The sequence below is a fragment of the Odoribacter sp. genome (assembly GCF_985060555.1).
Genome location: NZ_CFKYFN010000090.1, coordinates 49,485 through 67,316, shown reverse-complemented (window position 1 = coordinate 67,316; position 17,832 = coordinate 49,485). Strand labels below are relative to the sequence as shown.

The 17,832-nt window shown below is 39.2% G+C and carries 13 protein-coding genes; 3 read left to right on the top strand and 10 right to left on the bottom strand.

Annotated features, from left to right (window positions below; genetic code table 11):
• Position 1: 1 nt before the first annotated feature.
• The 3 genes from AC5RDS_RS11845 to porD all read right to left on the bottom strand — a co-directional run bounded on the left by AC5RDS_RS11845 (position 2) and on the right by porD (position 3,550).
• Positions 2–838 carry an enoyl-ACP reductase FabI gene (locus AC5RDS_RS11845; RefSeq protein ID WP_013611085.1) on the bottom strand — a complete coding sequence of 279 codons (837 nt, stop codon included), beginning with the start codon at positions 836–838 and terminating at the stop codon, positions 2–4.
• 116 nt (positions 839–954) lie between these two features.
• Complete coding sequence (recN, locus tag AC5RDS_RS11840) at positions 955–2,622, bottom strand: DNA repair protein RecN (protein WP_013611086.1); 1,668 nt, start codon at positions 2,620–2,622, stop codon at positions 955–957.
• Positions 2,623–2,638: 16 nt separating this feature from the next.
• Positions 2,639–3,550 carry a type IX secretion system protein PorD gene (porD, locus tag AC5RDS_RS11835; RefSeq protein WP_013611087.1) on the bottom strand — a complete coding sequence of 304 codons (912 nt, stop codon included), beginning with the start codon at positions 3,548–3,550 and terminating at the stop codon, positions 2,639–2,641.
• 139 nt (positions 3,551–3,689) lie between these two features.
• On the opposite strand from porD, the gene AC5RDS_RS11830 reads away from it, so the two are divergent.
• The gene (locus AC5RDS_RS11830) at positions 3,690–4,652 is read left to right on the top strand and encodes a transcription antitermination protein NusB (protein WP_013611088.1); all 963 of its coding nucleotides are present in this window, start codon (positions 3,690–3,692) and stop codon (positions 4,650–4,652) included.
• Between the two features lie 163 nt (positions 4,653–4,815).
• On the opposite strand, the gene AC5RDS_RS11825 is transcribed toward AC5RDS_RS11830, so the two are convergent.
• The 5 genes from AC5RDS_RS11825 to AC5RDS_RS11805 form a co-directional block, all read right to left on the bottom strand.
• Positions 4,816–5,379 (bottom strand): LOG family protein, encoded by a 564-nt coding sequence (locus AC5RDS_RS11825; protein WP_046402383.1) that lies wholly within the window; start codon positions 5,377–5,379, stop codon positions 4,816–4,818.
• Between the two features lie 134 nt (positions 5,380–5,513).
• On the bottom strand, positions 5,514–7,478 hold the full coding sequence (gyrB, locus tag AC5RDS_RS11820; RefSeq protein ID WP_118112862.1) for a DNA topoisomerase (ATP-hydrolyzing) subunit B: 1,965 nt from the start codon (positions 7,476–7,478) through the stop codon (positions 5,514–5,516).
• Positions 7,479–7,587: 109 nt separating this feature from the next.
• Entirely contained in the window at positions 7,588–8,106 is a 519-nt protein-coding gene (locus AC5RDS_RS11815) for a PH domain-containing protein (protein WP_118103065.1), read from the bottom strand.
• On the bottom strand, positions 8,090–9,028 hold the full coding sequence (locus AC5RDS_RS11810) for a hypothetical protein (RefSeq protein ID WP_118103067.1): 939 nt from the start codon (positions 9,026–9,028) through the stop codon (positions 8,090–8,092). The genes AC5RDS_RS11815 and AC5RDS_RS11810 overlap by 17 nt, the downstream gene beginning before the upstream one ends.
• 12 nt (positions 9,029–9,040) lie before the next feature.
• Positions 9,041–10,078, bottom strand: coding sequence for a radical SAM protein (locus AC5RDS_RS11805; protein ID WP_118103069.1), 1,038 nt, complete (start codon positions 10,076–10,078; stop codon positions 9,041–9,043).
• A gap of 511 nt (positions 10,079–10,589) precedes the next feature.
• On the opposite strand from AC5RDS_RS11805, the gene AC5RDS_RS11800 reads away from it, so the two are divergent.
• Together AC5RDS_RS11800 and AC5RDS_RS11795 are read left to right on the top strand one after the other, a co-directional pair.
• Positions 10,590–12,506 (top strand): B12-binding domain-containing radical SAM protein, encoded by a 1,917-nt coding sequence (locus AC5RDS_RS11800; protein WP_147347665.1) that lies wholly within the window; start codon positions 10,590–10,592, stop codon positions 12,504–12,506.
• A 236-nt stretch (positions 12,507–12,742) separates the two neighbouring features.
• Complete coding sequence (locus AC5RDS_RS11795) at positions 12,743–14,329, top strand: O-antigen ligase family protein (protein WP_175315391.1); 1,587 nt, start codon at positions 12,743–12,745, stop codon at positions 14,327–14,329.
• Between the two features lie 683 nt (positions 14,330–15,012).
• Here AC5RDS_RS11795 and AC5RDS_RS11790 read toward each other — a convergent pair.
• Complete coding sequence (locus AC5RDS_RS11790) at positions 15,013–17,196, bottom strand: sodium-translocating pyrophosphatase (RefSeq protein WP_013611092.1); 2,184 nt, start codon at positions 17,194–17,196, stop codon at positions 15,013–15,015.
• Between the two features lie 97 nt (positions 17,197–17,293).
• The gene (locus AC5RDS_RS11785) at positions 17,294–17,749 is read right to left on the bottom strand and encodes a ferritin-like domain-containing protein (protein WP_228026183.1); all 456 of its coding nucleotides are present in this window, start codon (positions 17,747–17,749) and stop codon (positions 17,294–17,296) included.
• Positions 17,750–17,832: the final 83 nt, after the last annotated feature.

Sequence of the window (17,832 nt, the reverse complement as noted above, 5' to 3'; positions counted from 1 at the left end):
CCTATTTTTTATCTTCGTTATCAAAACTCTTATTATACTGGTGCATAGCCCTATAACTCATACCCATACTCGAAAATCCTCCATCGTGGTAAAGATTCTGCATCGTAATCTTCCGGGTAAGGTCGGAAAACAGGCAAACGCAATAATTGGCACATTCTTCTGCAGTAGCATTTCCAAGGGGCGACATCCGGTCGGCAAAGTCTACCAGCGAATCGAAACCTTTGATTCCGCTCCCCGCTGTAGTCATTGTCGGTGACTGGGAAATCGTATTCACCCGGATGCGTTTTTCCCGTCCATAAATATATCCGAAGCTACGGGCTATCGATTCCAGCATAGCTTTTGCATCGGCCATGTCGTTGTATTCGAACATCGTACGCTGAGCTGCCACATAAGACAAAGCGACCACCGATCCCCACTCATTGATGGCGTCCAGTTTTTTGGCCGTTTGCAGCACTTTATGGAAAGAAATTGCGGATATATCCAACGTCTTTTGCAAAAAATCGTAATCCAGATCGTCATAAGGACGTTTTTTTCTTACATTCAAAGACATACCGATCGAATGTAAGATAAAATCCACCTTCCCACCGAAATGTGTCATCGATTCCTGAAAAAGATGGGTCAAATCCTCCACGCTCGTAGCATCCGCCGGAATGAGCGGGATCTGATGTTTCGCCGCAAAATCCTGTATATCTCCCATCCGAATCGATAGCGGAGTATTCGTCAATACGATTTCAGCCCCTTCTTCTATACATTTCTCCGCCACTTGCCAGGCAATAGACATCTCATTCAGGGCACCGAAAATAATTCCCTTCTTTCCTTTTAATAAATTGTAAGCCATTCTTTTTATTTTAATGAATAATCTTCCTATTTACGATATTCTTCATAAATAGTAAACTCCGAACATATAAAATACGTTCAGAACCGGCCTGCAAAAATACAAAAAATTTCCGAAGCTCAATTGCCTGCTTTTGCCGAGAGCAGAATTTTAGCTGTTTCTATGGCTGCCGGTGTAATTTCCTGCCCGCTGATCATGCCGGCAATCTCCTGTACCCGTTCCTCTGGTGTCAATTTCCTGATTCCAGAGATCGTCGTTTCACCGCGATCTTCTTTATATACTTTAAAATGACAATTGCCGGCAGCCGCGATCTGAGGCAGATGGGAAATACTGATCACCTGCATTCGCCCGGCCATCTCACGCATAATCAACGACATCCGGTGGGCTACTTCCCCGGACAATCCGGTATCTATTTCATCCAGAATAATCACCGGTAATTGTTTTGCTCCGGAAAGCACATATTTCAATGCCAGCATTACCCTGGAAATTTCTCCTCCGGAAGCGACCCGGGCAATTTCTCCCGGCTGTTGGTTCTTATTGGCCGAGAACAAAAACTTTACTTCATCCCGGCCTGTCCGGGTAAACTCATCTACCGCCGTGATCCCGACCTGAAACTCGGCATGTTTGATTCCCAGTCCGACCAGTAGTTTTTTCATAGTCGCACACAACTTCCCCTCCATACTCACCCGCATTTCGTGGATTTTACCGGCCAGCTGCAACATTCGTTTTTCAGTCTCCTGTAGTTTCTTTTCCTGTCGCTCTATTTCTTCCGACCCTCCTTCTACCTTTTTCAATTTTTCCCGGATTTGTTCCCTCAATGTTACGAGCTCTTCTACCGACTCGGCTTTATATTTGAACAACAAATCGTAAATGGTATTCAAACGCTGATTGATTTTCTCGATACGCCCGGCATTATATTCCACACTTTCTGCTCTGCGTTCGGCCTCGTCGGCCAGATCGTTCAACTCGATAATCACAGAATCCAGCCGCTCCCGGTATTCGCCGGCTTCCTTAAAAGCATTCTCTAGTGCGGAGATGGCATTGCGGCTTCCTTTCAATACTTGAATGACAGACTGCTCGGTATCCCGCAGATTCCAGGATAACCCACTTAAGGCCGATTTGATATTTTCTGCATGAGTCAGTAATTCCAACTCTTCTTCAAGTGCTTCCTTCTCCCCTAGCTGTAAGCGTGCACTCTCCAACTGATTAAACTGAAATTGCAGATAATCACTTTCCTTTTCGGCATCGGCAGCCCTGTCTTTCAACTGCTTCAAAGCAGATTTCAATTGTTGACGCTCCCTGAAGTCTGCCTGGTAAAGTTCCGACAGTTCACGATTACCACAAAATGCATCCAATATATCGGTCTGATATTCAGGATGTCCCAACAACAAAGACTGATGTTGGGAATGGATATCTATCATATAAGTACCGAAATCTTTCAACAACTTATTATTTACCGGGGTATCGTTGATAAAACAACGTGATTTTCCTTCTGCAGTCAACTCCCTCCTGACCATAACCTGTTCTGAATAGTCGAGGTCGTTCTCGTCGAACCATTCTTTTAAAGCATATCCGGCAATATTGTATTCTATCTCTACAATACACTTTTTGGTTTTATCCATGATAGCCGACGAATCGGCCCTCTGCCCCAAGGTCAGACCGATTGCTCCCAATAGAATAGACTTTCCGGCACCAGTCTCACCGGTGATCACCGAAAATCCTTTTTCCAATTCGATATGCGTGTGATCGATCAGGGCATAATTATTTATACTGATATTTTCAATCATCGTTTTTTATTTACTATCAATTCGTTTTTTCCTGAATCAAAGCATTATACTTCGAACTATTTGCAGGATTTACTTCTGAGACAATATTAAAAATTCTTTTCCTCTCATCGGTAAAAGCAGGCTTGAAAATATGCACGATTTCATCGGCTTTGGCATCGAAAAACACCTGCATCAAGTAGGAATTGGGTTTTATCCGATGGGCCTTCTGTAACAAACCCAGAGCTTCCAGAATAGCCAAACGTCCGTCGGTCAGGTTATCCGACATCACATCCAGCCCCAACCGATGATACTTATAAATACATTCCCGGACAGAAGCATAACTGCGGTCCTGCAAATTATTGATCAACCAATAGCGATTGCGACGGTTTTCAAAAGACTTCCAGCCGGATTCCTTGGCATTCTGACAGCGGGCGACAATGGTCTCTGCCCGGTTAAAAAAGTCGTTTCCTCCCATCAGCGAAAAACTATCATAGTCAATCCCCAAAATGATATTGGCATAAAAAGCCAGCAGGTTCACCAGATTGGAATTTTGTCCGGTCTCACTATACTCCAGTGGCTCGAATTCCCGGTATATGTAATCGATGTCGTTATCCCTGAAATTCAATAACACCGTACTATAGGAAGAGTTGTACACCGGCCGGCTCACCCGTACTTGCATCGATCCCCGGAACTGGTCGCTCCCTATCTGTTCATCCAGGGTGATCTGTATACTGCATTCGATTCGTTCATCGTATTGAAAAATATTTTCCGACCAACGTTTATTATTCAGGAATTCGTACATATCCCGCTGCATATTGGTAAAAAGCTCCCGGTTCGTCCCTTGTATTTTTTGCGAAGAAACGGAAATATTACATCTTAACTCTTGAGCCGTAACAAAATAGCTCATAAGAATAAATAAACAGAAATAGAAGAGACGTTGTTTTAACATAAATAGAATGATATCATAGTACAAATATAAAGTTTTCTCCCGATACTAATAATTTTTCATTCCCGATTTTTCATTCTTCATTTTATTTCATACTTTTGCGCCGTCAAAATCGACATAATATTTATAGTTCTTCATAAAAATGACAAGCAGAAGATTGATCCGAATAAAAGTATTGCAACTGCTCTACGCTTACAGCAAAAAAGAAAGTGCTACTCTCGCCGAGATTGAACGCGATCTACTGAAAAGTATGTCTAAAAGTACAGATTTGTACTACGAAACTTTGTTACTAATCACTGAAGTCCGCCGAAAAGCTTTTCAAAAAATAGATACAGCACGTAACCGCCGGTTCGCTTCTAATGTCGATCTGAATCCGAATACCCGCTTCATCGATAATCCGGTTTTCAATATCTTGGAAAATAACAAAAAATTCCAGTACTATATTACAAACAACCTGATTAGTTGGAACGATAATCAGGAAACGGTATTGTATTTCTACAATAAACTGATCGAGTGGTCCAAATATCAGAAATACATGCACCAGAAATCGCCCTCTTTCGAGCAGCACAAACAGATCGTACTCGATTTATTTTCAGAACTGATCATACAGGACGAGATGTTTTATCAAACGATGGAAGAAAAGAGTATCTTCTGGAACGATGATTTTGAACTGGTACTCAGCATTGTATATAAAACACTCTGGCATCTTCAGGAAAAAATGAGAGAAGAAGACGATATTTTATACCCGATTTATAAAAAAGACGAAGATTTCGAATATGCAAGGACATTGATGCGTAAAGCATTTTATGAATATAACGCCAATATGGAGATCATCGATAAGTTTACCTATAATTGGGAGTTGGACCGTATCTCGGAAATGGACAAACTGATCATGTCATGTGCGATTTCCGAATTAAAACATTTTCCTTCCATTCCGGTGAAAGTGACTTTGGATGAATATATCGAAATCTCTAAAACCTATAGCTCGCCGAAGAGCGGAGCATTTATCAACGGAGTATTGGACAAAGCAGTGGCTTTACTCAAAGACACGAATGAAATTGTAAAAGCCGGACGGGGATTACTGGACGAAACAGAAGCCCGATAAAAAAGGGGGTATATCCCCCTTTTAGCTAAACTAAACTAAACTAAACGAATTAAAATACCGTTGTAATCCCTACAATGGTTTATTTTGAAAACTTTTTATTCCCACGCAACTATAATGCACTAAAATTATATAAAATATCAGTTCTTTCCAAATTATTAAACATCTAATATTTTTTTACCTGTGGGATAGGCTGGTATTTTTGAATATAATCTAAGGCCGGCTCTACAGCATCGGCTATATAATAAAGGTGATCGTAAGCAGAGGAAATAAATTTTGCTTTACGGCTGTGCTCGATAAATTCGAAAAACAGCTTATAATATCCGGCGGTATTTAAAAAAACGATCGGTTTATTGTGCTGACCCAATTGTTTCAGGGTAATGACTTCGGTTATTTCTTCTAAAGTCCCCCAACCACCGGGCAGAGCGATAAAAGCATCCGCATGTTCCCGCAGCAGGTGTTTACGTTCCTTCATATCGGGAGCGACGATCAATTGTTTCAATCCGCCGGCAGCGACACCACGGTCACGGATACACTCCGGTATAATCCCGGTTACTTCGCCTCCTTGCCGAATCGTAGCATCGGCAACTTCCCGCATCAACCCGATGTTCGTGCCTCCATAAATCAATTGCCACCCTAATTCTCCGATCCTTTTTCCTAATCGGCCGGCTTCTCTAAAATAACACGGCTCCACCTCATTGGCAGAAGCACAAAATACAGCTACTCTCATTTTAATTTATTGGGAACTATTTTATCTTACACTAAACTTAGCGGACCTTCGGTGCTGACTGCATTTTCCATCAGTACCGAAGGTCCGCTCATCTCTACCGAAGTAATAACAATTCGTTCTGACTTCTTTCTGCTTTAAGCATCGATAGTTGCATAGGTTGCATTTTGTTCGATAAATTGCCGTCTGGGCGGCACATCGTCTCCCATCAACATCGAGAAGATCCGGTCGGCATCGGCAGCATTTTCGATAGATACCTGACGCAATATCCGGTTCTCCGGTGACATGGTCGTTTCCCACAACTGCTCTTTACTCATCTCACCCAAACCTTTGTAACGCTGGATATGCAACCCGGCATCCCCTTTACCGTTGCTCATTTCATTTACCAACTGTTCCAGTTCTTTATCTGTCCAGCAATACCGTTGTTCTTTATTTCCTTTCTTCACAGAATATAAAGGAGGCGTTGCGATATACAGATATCCGTTCTCGATCACCGGACGCATAAAACGGAAGAACAAAGTCATAATCAAAGTAGCGATATGTGCACCATCGACATCGGCATCGGCCATGATCACAATCTTATGGTAACGCAACTTTTCCAGGTTAACGGCTTTAGAGTCTTCCTGGGTACCGATCGTAATCCCCAGTGCCTGGAAAATTATTTTTATTTCATCGCTTTCATATACCCGGTGCATCATGGCCTTCTCTACATTCAGGATTTTTCCCCGCAAGGGTAAAATAGCCTGATAACGACGGTCACGTCCCTGTTTTGCCGTACCCCCTGCTGAATCTCCCTCGACCAGGAAGATTTCACATTTTGCCGGATCATTATCCGAACAGTCGGCCAGTTTACCGGGCAAACCGGAGCCACTCAATACAGTTTTACGCTGTACGAGCTCACGGGCTTTACGGGCTGCATGACGGGCAGTGGCCGCCAAAATGACCTTATCCACAATTGCCTTAGCTTCTCTCGGATTTTCTTCGAGATAGTTTTCCAAGGCAGTAGATACTGCTTGTGAAACAGCGGTACCGACTTCTGTATTCCCCAATTTCGTTTTAGTTTGACCTTCAAACTGTGGTTCTGCCACTTTCACCGAAATCACAGCCGTCAATCCTTCGCGGAAATCATCGCTATTGATATCGAATTTCAGTTTTGAAAGCATTCCGTGACTCTCGGCATAAGCTTTCAGGGTCGTCGTCAATCCCCGTTTGAAACCGGTCAGGTGAGTACCCCCTTCTATCGTATTGATATTATTGACATAAGAAAATACATTTTCTGTAAAACCCGTATTATAATGCAAAGCGACCTCCACAGGGATTCCATTCTTTTCTGTCGCGATATCGATCGTATCTTCGATCAGTTTTTCCCGGGTATTATCGAGGTATTCGACAAATTCACTCAAACCGTGTTGAGAAAAGAACACTTCATGCCGGGGAGCATTGGTCTCCGGATCGATCTCCCGTTTATCGGTCAACGATAAACGAATCCCTTTGTTCAAATAAGCCAACTCCCGCAACCGGGCCGACAAGATATCGTATTTATACTCGGTAACATAAAAAATCGTATCATCCGGCAAGAAAGTAATCGTAGTCCCGGTGCGATCGGTATCTCCCACCACCTGTACATCTCCGGCAGGAATCCCTTTGTGATATTCCTGTCTCCAGATTTTTCCTTCCCGGTGAATTTCTGCAATTAAAGTTGTAGAAAGCGCATTGACGCAGGAAACACCTACCCCGTGCAAACCACCGGACACTTTATAAGAATCTTTATCGAACTTACCTCCGGCATGCAATACGGTCATAACCACTTCCAGAGCCGATTTATTCTCTTTGGAATGGCGTGCTGTCGGAATACCCCGACCGTTATCTCTCACAGAGATCGAGTTATCTTCGTTTATAGTTACCTGAATATGATCACAAAATCCAGCCAAAGCTTCGTCTATAGAGTTATCTACGACCTCATAAACCAAATGGTGCAACCCTTTGACATTAACGTCTCCGATATACATGGAGGGACGCATCCTCACTGCCTCCAAACCTTCCAGTACCTGAATACTATCGGCGGAATACTCTCTTTCGTTTTTCTCTATCTCTTCGCTCATATTATAGTTTAATTGATTTTTTCACAAAACATGCAAATATAATCATTTTCCAACGAATAACCTTAGAATTTTTGATAGAAAAGAAGGCACAAACAATTAAAACGGCGTATCACCGTTTTAATTGCAAATTGACGAATTCGACAAACTCCTGGGGACGCGAACAACTGAAAACATATTTCTTATTACCAGTACGAACCAGAATCAAGTTATTCATATCCGTTACATACATTGAATAATTGCCTAATTTATTATTCCTAAACCGCCCTATATATCCAAAAAAACCATCACTCCCGAAAGTTTTTATAGAACCGTTTATATCGGACTTCGAAATCCGGACTACCTCTACCACCTCGCTCAACAGTATTTGGGGCGAACCGAATAAGTTTTTTACCATTATTTTTCCATTATCCGCTTTTAAGCGTATCGGCATATAGCCTACACCGACAATAATAGCAATAAAGAAAACAATTATCAATAAATACTTCAACCACAGCATCACAGTCGGCCAATTTAACGATGCTATATAAAATCCTGTACCGACCAAAATAATCGAAACGACAATCGTTATTGCCAATATCCCGCCGCTCCAATGAAACGGAATGGAAATACTATTACTTTCGAAGCCCATAATAACCCTCCAATTGAATTTTCAGTATATCCCTAACAGCATCCAATGCAGAAACAGAAATAGGAAACTCCTTTTCGATCAACTCCATAAGCAAGTTCACTTGCTTATCAATCATCTCCGTGTAGAAAGCATCGCTACTTATTAAACCATTGTTCTCTGTCCATATTCTCAACACCGGTTCATTGACTTCCATCGCTGAACTTCGCACACTTGTCTCGGAATTAACATATACGGCCTGATTTACAGCAACTCCTGTTTCATACGCAGCAACAGTACCAGCTCCAACTGTAATCCCAGCTGCAGCTGCATATATTACAGCAGCTCCAACAAAAATTAGCGCACCAGCTACTACTACGACAGGAACTCCAGCTACAGCTCGCGTTGTAGGATTATACCCATCAAGATTTTCAATTAGATGCATAAATTCCTCATAATCTTCATCGGTCTTAAACATCGCTCGAATATTCTCAGGTTTGTTCTCTTCATTAATAACACCGATATATCCTTTCTCTGAGCACAAAGCTAAAAATGTCTCAATATTTTTCATTTTAACAGCCTTCAAGATATCGTCATCAGCAAACGCAAACAACAATCTACGTTCAGCTTCATGAAGCACCACATTAAAGTGTATTTCTTTGGACGCAACATACTCAGTAGGGTTATTTGCGAATTGTCTCGCCTCTTTTTTGTCAATAAGAACAGTTTCAACAATTTGTTGTATGGCTTTTAATTTGTGAAAAAACTCTTCGGACAGATTACTCTCACTAAGTTCAAAAAATGATTCCCCATGAGTGAGATTATCTGCATGCGGACCGTAATAACTATCATCAAAATCGTAACCAGGCAAACACGACGAAACTAAAATACTTGCGGCAACAGCTCCCGAAACAGATTTTACAACAATTGGTTTAGGTGTTTTCATAAGAGTCAAATTTTAATTATTAATTTTCAATGAAGCATTTCTTATCAAATGCCTAAAAAGAATTCCTGGCAATTCGGTTTTCAAAAGTGTTCTCATAACCTCGTGATTACTTTCGTCCCGCATTAACTCAATACAATATTCACATTCATGCGGGAATATTTTTTTCTCCATTTTACGAATATTAGCAACCTTGTCATAAATAACGGCAGGGCCATCAACATGCAACCAAAATTTAAACAAATCCGAAAATTGATTATAATATAAATCCGAAATAGAATTTCCGTTACCGATCTCTCCTAATTTAAGATATTTATTATATTCCACTGTAAGTCCACAACAAGCAAGCATCTGAGAATAAGGATTAATAACAATGTTATCGTAAATATATTTACAAGGCTTGTGTGTCTCGAAATTCTCCAAGAAAAATGATTTTGCTCCATTGTACACACTCTCTTCAGTGCTAAATCTCATCCAAGAAGCATCTATCACAAATAACACACCTTTATTTATCAACGAAGATAAAAAAGGGTGATTCTTAATAATGTCAGAAGTAAATTTGGCATTCGGCGGAGACTCAACGGAAACAGCCATTGACCTAATCCCAAGTTCATAAGCCGCCCTCAATCCATTCACTACATTCTCAAAAGGTACATACACCTGATGATTGTCTCCTGTACTAATATTTAATTCTGTTAAACCTGCATTCACAAGAGGAGCCAATTTTTTTATGGCAGCCTCATAAGAAGTCGCCCAAAACCCATTAGACACAACACGAGACATCAGCTCATGAGATTTCGCACGTAATATCATTCGAGGAATATCATCCGCAACCAAAAAACACTCTCCACCCGTCAAAACCATAATTTTCAGAGAGGGAAAGGCTTCCACAGCTTCATCTATATATTGCAAAATTTTATCAGTTTCTAAAATTTGTTTAACTTGGGGCGTACATCTAAAACAACACTCTTTACAGGCTGCAGTACATCTATAAGTCGGTGCAATCGTTAAAACACTCGGAGCACAATTCACATAATTTTTCAAATCTATCATAGTTTAATTCTTTAAAGACCAAAAAATAATCAAATATATTCAAATATATTCAAAGTTATACAATATTTTTAAATTTACAAAATATATAGTAACTATTTATCAGAACTGACGCAATATTGTCTTAAATAAATTCGAAAAAAACAAAATAGGAAGTATAAACTAAAAAAGCTAAGGTAACAACTCGCCTATTTCACATAGCAAATTCAACTTCTTTCACTCAAATAACTGCCCAAATTTCCCAAAAAACATTAGGAAATCGCGAAAAAATCCGGTTCGGACAAACATTATAATGGCTACAGCACCCAGAATCAGTTTATCTGCATAGTATTCAATTAGTTTTCAGGATGTGATCCTATTCGTAAGCCACATAAATATTTTTATGAAATTTTGTCTAAAATAAAATAATTCATGATTACACTTGCATCCATCATTTACATTTTGTAGTATTGCATCAAACATAGATGTTACTTTACTGATATTATCCTCATTTTACGAACTAATATTATTTGCTATGCCAAAAAGAATTATACTTAATTGGTCTCCGCCTGTTCAAATCAATATTCCTTCGCCTGCTCATTCTATACTGAAAGCATGGCTTGAGAAGCACGACTACAAAGTTTCAATATTATACTGGAATCTATATTTTTTTACTCTTCAGCACGATTTTTTATTCTCCAATTTAAAAGCGTGTGACGAAATGTACAATATGCTCTTGTATTTAAACTATATAGCCTTCCGAAATAATGATCAACATATATATAATGAAATTAAAGTAATTTTACAAAGTATCAACCCGAGACATTTAACATCAGAACCGGATTTTTACGCCCGCTATATGGAGTCTGCATACAAGCAAATGGAAAAAACAATAGATGATTTGTTGTCCTCAATAGATTTTTCTGAAGTGCTGTGCTGGGGATTTGCCATGAAAATGGATCAATGGTTATTTGCGTCAATTATCGCCGAAAAAATCAAAAAAATCGATCCAACTATCCCTATTATTGTGGGTGGAATTAATACCAAAGATAACGCAATAACATATTTAAATAAATTTACTCAGTTCGATTATGCTATTTGGGGAGAAGGTGAAACTCCTTTACTCGAATTGTTACGTTATCTCGAACGAACAAATGATATTACCACTCTTCAGCAGGTAAGCAACATCGCATATAAAAGTAATAATGAGATTTTAGTATCGAATAAACGGAATAATCAATATTTAAATATGACTGATTTGGTATTGTTCCCTGATTATTCTGATTTTTTTGAGACAAGGAAAAAACTGAATGTCGATAGTCCTGTTTATATAACCATAGAAGGAAGTCGTGGCTGTCATTGGAACAAATGTCACTTTTGTTATCTCAATACGGATTACAAATACCGTTTAAAAGCGATAGACAAAATAACACAAGAGATCAAATATATGATCAATACATATGAAATTTTCGAATTTCAATTCCTGGACAATGATCTAATCGGGAAAGATATGGAACGTTTTCATCTTCTTTTAGATAGCTTTATTGAGATTAAAAATGAATTTCCACGTTTTCAAATAGTATTAGCTGAAATAATAACTAAAGATCTGGATTATGTAACAATTAAAAAAATGTTCGATGCTGGCATTATATATGCCCAAATAGGCTATGAAAGCGCAAGTAGTATTTTATTAAAAAAAATCAACAAAAAAAATACATTTTCGAGTAATTTATTATATGTAAAATTCGCAAATTTCCATAAAGTAATATTAGGTGGGGTTAATGTTTTGACAGGTCTCCCAGAGGAAACCACGGAAGATATAATCGAGGCTTGTTCCAATTTGCGATTTTTAAGATTTTTCTTAGATTACAAGATGTTTCGACACGTTACTATACCGCTAACCGTCAACTCCTCCAGCGTGTATTATAAAGAAATTAATGAAGATGATCCTATATGGAACTTATACAAATTGTCACATATTATTTTACGTAATACTTTTAACCGGAAAGACCAATGGAAAATATTTGAATTCGTTCGTCTAATCAACAATATTCAATGGAATAGTTTTCATCAAATCGAAAAATATTATTTGACAAATAAACACACATACAGAATCGAACGCGACCAAAATAAAATATCATACAAAGAATATATCAATAACAAGAATATCAAATCTTTATCTTGGAGTACAGACTCTTTGGAAGTGGAAATATTGTATAGGACCAATGATAAGCCACGTTCTTTCAAAAAACTGCATTCAGAGTTAGTAGCATCTGCAATCAATCGTAACAAGTCAATTCCAGACGAAATCAGCCTGAAGAAAAGTCTGGAGTTTTTATATAATGAAGGGCTTGTCTATTACGACAAGAGCTTTGACGCGAGCAATGGAGAGAATTATTTCGAAAATATTGTTTCTGTCATTGTTATCTTCTACCCAGAAACTACAAATTAAAGATGAAGACATGTGGCATCAAAGGGCTTTTGAATATCCTTTCAACTTATGGAAGTGTGACATTATATTGTATAATGTTTACTTATCAAGGAGAAGAATTGAATCATCAGCATTTTCTACTAGGTATAGCTAGCACAACCTTACTATGCGAGGCTTTATTAATTGCATATGTTAGAAAACATAAGTTCGATATAATCGACGTATCCATATTTGTTGCTTATCTATATTTCATTTTTATGAATGAATATAATAATGCACTATCCGACAAATCTGATATATATTCCGTACAGTTATTTTTCGTTCTATATTTTGCATTTCGCATTATATTACATTGTTTCCATGTAAAGTATATTTTGATCTGTTTGTTGGCTGTTACTGAAATCTTCCAGTCACTAGTTGGAACAGGACAATTCTTAGGTATATTAGATTCAAGGCACACTTCATTTTCGGTAACAGGTACTTTTCTTAATCCGGGTCCTTTTGGAATTTTTCTCGCTGTACTTGGAGTTATTATGGTTTTGCATATTATCTCCAATTATTCTTTATTTGCCGTATATCGAAAGCAAGATACTCAATACGACAAAACAGCAATGCTTTTTCAAGCATCCTATTACTTAAGTCTGATAGCATCAATTTTTATCATTATTATGCTAGTATTATCTGGGAGTCGAAGTGCTTTGTTGGGATTCGGCATTCCCATTGCAATATTCATTTTAACGACAAGGCGTATTAGGAACAGAATTAATTATTTAAGACACAAAAAAGCTTTACTTGCTATAGGGGTATTAGCCATCTTAATTATTATGGCAACAGGCTATTATATTCGACCAGAGTCAGTTAACGGCAGATTCCACATTTGGCAAGTATCCTTGTGTGAATTGGACAGCCCAATGGTTACTGGTACTGGTATTGGTACATTTTCCAAACAATATATCATAGCACAAGAAAAATTCTATGCAAAACATGGTTTTGAGTCAAATTGGGTTAAATATGCAGATACTCCTTATTACGCTTTCAATGAATATTTAAATATCATTTATGAAACAGGTATTATCGGATTACTTTTTTTCATTTTCATTTTGTTTTTTATAATTAAAAAACAGCTATCTGGCAATAATCGAATATTTGCTTATGGTATTATCTCTATATTAATAATTTCATGTACTTCTTATCCACTACATTTGATTCCCATTATAATTGTATTGGTAGTTTTAATGTCTTTAAGAGAGAATTCAGATAGAGGTGTTATACCGTGTAAATTTACGTTATTGATGTTATCATCTATGTTCATTTTTACGACATTACGATTACCTGATTATCTCGCTACAGTGAATACCACAATGAGATGGGAGAAAAGCAAACATCGTTCCGAAATGTGCATATTCGAGATAAGAAAAGAAAGTGACTTTCTGGATAACTATGATCGTCTTGCAAACAATGACAGGTTTTTGCTTGATTATGCCATTTTTTTAAAAAATAAGATGAATTATATAAGAAGCATTGAGATATTAAAAAAAGGACATACAATTAGCAATAACCCTGATTTTGCACTATTGTTGGCAGAGCTCTATGCAAGTCTGGGTAATGCATACAAAGCAGAACAATATTATAAAAAAGCATTTGCAATGGTTCCTAGCAGACTCACTCCTTTGTATTTATTGGCTATTTTCTATTATGATAATAAACAATACGCAAAATTTCGATGTCTAGCTAACCGTATTACCAATTTTTGCCCTAAAATTAGATCTGTTCATACTGATAAAATGAAAAAGGATATAATTGATATGTTAGATATATTGAACGAGGATAAATCATTATTATAGGTGTAAAATAATAAGCAATGCAAATACTCATGGGTGGTTACATGTAAGCTGAAAAGATTGAACTTTAAATTTATTGTTTTGTATTATCATTATCCATTCTTTAGTCTTTTCTAATTAGTCATTACTTAAATAGCATTTCTTTACTGATTTATAGAATATATAGCATGCAAGTTTCCATATATTGAATAGGTAGTATATCAAAATTATGCTTTATAATGGCAAACGTAAATCTCAATCTCATCTTGGAAAATCTAACATAAGCTGCACCCCCAAAAAACAAGCGAATCTTCTCCTTTGTACCAAAATAAACCAGCTCCCTTGATTCCAACATACAAATACCCCTGTCAGACATATCTGACATGCACCCTAAAAGTTGGACACAAAACTTTTGGGGTGCATGTCAAAACTTGTTAGACATAGTATATAACTTCAAAAAAACATGAGGGAGACTTGTTGGTTTATAGAAAAAATCAGCGAGACACTTAGAGAGAAAACGGCCTCGCTGAAATATACTTTTTAAGGGATGACTATCTCGACTTATCATTTTAATTCTTCAAGCAGACATTAGCAATAATCCCTATTTTACCCAAAGTAGTTCTAAAGAGTTTTCTATCCCATAAAAATATTAAGCAGATAATATATAGAAAATTTTCAATGCTTGAAAGTATCGTATCTTTCTGCATCTACAACAGACTGAACATACAAGTTACACCTGCCATTACAATGGCAACCATGCTCATAAGTTTAATCAGGATATTCAGGCTCGGCCCGGAAGTATCTTTGAACGGATCTCCGACCGTATCCCCGATTACCGTTGCCTTATGACATTCGGAACCTTTACCTCCCAGATGACCTTCTTCGACATATTTCTTGGCATTGTCCCAAGCTCCCCCGGAATTAGCCATGAAAACCGCCAAAACGAATCCGGAACCCAATCCTCCGGCTAAAAGTCCCATTACACCGGCTACACCAAAAATCAATCCGACAATAATCGGAATAATAATAGCCAGCAAAGACGGAAAGATCATTTCACGCTGTGCTCCACGGGTAGAGATCTCTACACAACGGGCATAATCGGGCTCGGCTTTTCCTTCCATAATCCCTTTAATTTCGCGGAATTGCCGTCTTACTTCGTTGACCATTTTCTGTGCCGCACGCCCTACCGCATTCATCGTCAGCCCACAAAATAAAAAGGCCATCATCGAACCGATAAATACGCCGGCCAACACTTTCGGGTTCATCAGATTCACATCGTAATAAGTCATCATATCTTTCAAACCTGCCGAAGCTGTATCGACCACTTTCCCTCCGACCTCGAGTGTCGTATGCCCTAAACGGATCAAACCGATTTTGATTTCTTCAATATACGAAGCCAGTAAAGCCAAACCCGTCAATGCAGCCGAACCGATAGCAAACCCTTTTCCGGTCGCTGCGGTCGTATTTCCCAAGGCATCCAATGCATCTGTCCGCTGCCGGACTTCGGCTCCCAGTTCGCTCATTTCAGCATTTCCACCGGCATTATCGGCTATAGGACCGTAAGCATCCGTCGCTAAAGTGATGCCCAAAGTCGAAAGCATCCCCACAGCAGCAATTCCTACCCCATACAATCCCATCGACATATCGGTCATATCGAATTGTGCAGCAAATAAATAAGCCAATATGATACCGACCACAATCGTAATTACGGGTATTGCCGTCGAAATCATTCCGGTTCCGATCCCTTTGATAATCACGGTAGCAGGACCCGTCTCCGAACTTTTAGCTATATCCTGAGTCGGTTTGTAAGCATGTGAAGTGTAATATTCCGTCGCCTTTCCGATTACGATACCGGTCAGCAAGCCTGTAATCACCGAGCCGCAAATCCAATAACTCAGGCCCAGCAGATGAATCACCAGAAAACTGGCAGCCACAATCAGCACGGAACTGGTATTGATTCCCCGGTCCAATGCCCTCAGCAATTGCAACTGAGATGCCCCTTCCTTGGTTTTTACCATAAATATACCCAACAACGAAAGGATCACGCCGAAAGCGGCAATCAACATCGGAGCCAGGATTGCATTGAATTGTAATTCCGGCACAGTGATAAAAGCAGCAGCCCCCAGCGCAGCAGTAGCCAACACCGAACCACAATAGGACTCATACAAATCGGCTCCCATACCGGCGACATCTCCCACATTATCTCCGACGTTGTCTGCAATAGTTGCAGGATTACGGGGATCGTCTTCGGGAATTCCGGCTTCTACTTTCCCGACCAGATCGGCTCCGACATCAGCCGCTTTAGTAAAAATACCGCCCCCGACACGGGCAAATAAGGCTTGGGTAGAAGCCCCCATACCGAAAGTCAGCATGGTAGTCGTAATCATCACTGCTTTGTGGGTAGCACTGGCTTCTTCGACAAAGCAATCCAGTACCAGCCACCACAAAGAAATATCCAGCAAAGCCAGTCCGACTACCACCAAACCCATTACAGCTCCCGAACGGAAAGCCACTTTCAAACCGTCGTTCATGCTCCGGCTGGCCGCATTCGCCGTTCGGGCCGAAGCATAAGTGGCTGTTTTCATTCCGATAAAACCGGCCAATCCGGAAAAAAAACCACCGGTCAAAAAGGCAAACCATACCCAACCGTTCTGCAATCCCGGACCATAAGCCATCCAGGCAAAAAACAGACACAAGACCAGGAATACGAGCCCAACAATCTTATACTGCTGTCTCAGATAAGCCATCGCCCCTTTGCGGACATGGCCGGCAATCCGTTTCATGGTCTCATTGCCTTCCGATTCCTTCATCATCCCTTTGAAGAAAAACCAGGCAAATAACAAGGCGATTACCGAACAAATCGGTACAATCCAAAATAATTGATTTAACATAAGTAAAATAGATTATAGTGAATAAAAAAACGATAAATAACAAATACTTACAATCCCGATTTGTTATTTATCGTTCGTTATCAAACGTCTGGGGACGTTATTCTGCCGGAGTACCGGTAGCTACGCTCTTACTACGTTCTATAGATTGTAAGGCCAAATAATGATCTCCGAATTTCTCCAGATTATCCAGCTCGGTTTCAAACTGATCCTGATGAACTTCTTCTTCGGCAGTCAGTGTCTCGAATAATTTTTTAGATACAGAATCTGCATTGGCGGCACATTCGTTGGCCCATTTGTTGTAATCGTCTACACTATTCATTTCCATCTTCACCGCCTGTTCCAACATATCTTTTACCTCGGTCAGCTTTCTCACTTCTCCGGCCACTTTCATTTCTACTTCTCCCTTGAGGAATAAAATACGTTCGGCCAATTGTTCAACGTGCATCATCTCCTGGATAGCGATCCGTTTGAATAAATTGGAAACCAGATCGAATCCCATATCATCACACCGGAAATGAAAATACATATATTTGGTGTACAGCCAATAACTCATCGTTTACTGCTTTATTCAACAGTTCAATACTTTTCTCTTTCTTACTCATATGACTTATTTTTTATAATTGAAAATATGACTGA

Bases quoted from the DNA above. Each gene is read 5' to 3' on its own strand.
- AC5RDS_RS11845 (WP_013611085.1), bottom strand. From the start codon at position 838: ATGGCTTACAATTTATTAAAAGGAAAGAAGGGAATTATTTTCGGTGCC.
- recN (WP_013611086.1), bottom strand. From the start codon at position 2,622: ATGATTGAAAATATCAGTATAAATAATTATGCCCTGATCGATCACACG.
- porD (WP_013611087.1), bottom strand. From the start codon at position 3,550: ATGTTAAAACAACGTCTCTTCTATTTCTGTTTATTTATTCTTATGAGC.
- AC5RDS_RS11830 (WP_013611088.1), top strand. From the start codon at position 3,690: ATGACAAGCAGAAGATTGATCCGAATAAAAGTATTGCAACTGCTCTAC.
- AC5RDS_RS11825 (WP_046402383.1), bottom strand. From the start codon at position 5,379: ATGAGAGTAGCTGTATTTTGTGCTTCTGCCAATGAGGTGGAGCCGTGT.
- gyrB (WP_118112862.1), bottom strand. From the start codon at position 7,478: ATGAGCGAAGAGATAGAGAAAAACGAAAGAGAGTATTCCGCCGATAGT.
- AC5RDS_RS11815 (WP_118103065.1), bottom strand. From the start codon at position 8,106: ATGGGCTTCGAAAGTAATAGTATTTCCATTCCGTTTCATTGGAGCGGC.
- AC5RDS_RS11810 (WP_118103067.1), bottom strand. From the start codon at position 9,028: ATGAAAACACCTAAACCAATTGTTGTAAAATCTGTTTCGGGAGCTGTT.
- AC5RDS_RS11805 (WP_118103069.1), bottom strand. From the start codon at position 10,078: ATGATAGATTTGAAAAATTATGTGAATTGTGCTCCGAGTGTTTTAACG.
- AC5RDS_RS11800 (WP_147347665.1), top strand. From the start codon at position 10,590: ATGCCAAAAAGAATTATACTTAATTGGTCTCCGCCTGTTCAAATCAAT.
- AC5RDS_RS11795 (WP_175315391.1), top strand. From the start codon at position 12,743: ATGAATGAATATAATAATGCACTATCCGACAAATCTGATATATATTCC.
- AC5RDS_RS11790 (WP_013611092.1), bottom strand. From the start codon at position 17,196: ATGTTAAATCAATTATTTTGGATTGTACCGATTTGTTCGGTAATCGCC.
- AC5RDS_RS11785 (WP_228026183.1), bottom strand. From the start codon at position 17,749: ATGAGTTATTGGCTGTACACCAAATATATGTATTTTCATTTCCGGTGT.